We start from the raw sequence: 563 nt of genomic DNA, 5'->3' as shown, positions 1-563 counted from the left end.
ACATTCAGCATCCAGCCGATGCTCATCTGCGTGCCCGGGTCCGCCAGCTTGTTCAACTGCCGCGCCATCTCCGGCCCCAGCGCGCGCAGTTGCCCGGTGTTGGCCAGCACCTTGGTCTTGATCTGGTCCGGCAGCAGTTTGCTCGTGGCGCTGTTGGCCAGCCCCTTGCCAGCGGCCTTGTAGGCGTTGTGCACGGCACCGAAGATGTTGCTGAACGCCGCCTTCGGGTCGTTGAGCAGTTTGTCGGCGGCGGCGGACACCTGTTTGCCCGCCTTCGACAGGTCACCCTTGGCGTCCAGCTGGCCCAGGGCGACCTTCTCCAGCCCGGTGGCGATCTCGCTGGTGATCTTTATGCCCAACGCGCCGGCGTCGGCCAGGATGCCGGCGATCTTCGGCTGCGCCTTGGCCACGAAGTCGTCGATGGTGCCGGCGATGGTCGCGTTGAGGTGGCCGATCAGTACCTGGATCAGCGCATCGCCCAGCAGCATCTTGGCGCTGTTGCGCAGCTCCTGGCGCACCAGGAACAGGGTCGGGCGCAGGCTCATGCGCGCCGCGGCCATGGT

The 563-nt window shown here is 66.6% G+C and carries 1 pseudogene; it reads right to left on the bottom strand.

Features of this window, described 5'->3' with window-relative positions:
• Positions 1-563 (bottom strand): annotated as a pseudogene (locus JKP78_RS05080) (RHS repeat-associated core domain-containing protein); the annotation flags it as partial.

Source organism: Pseudomonas sp. LAM2023 (assembly GCF_016620375.1).
Taxonomy (GTDB): Bacteria; Pseudomonadota; Gammaproteobacteria; order Pseudomonadales; family Pseudomonadaceae; genus Aquipseudomonas; species Aquipseudomonas anuradhapurensis.
Note: the sequence above shows the minus strand (reverse complement) of the source record. Positions and strands in the feature narration are given on the sequence as shown.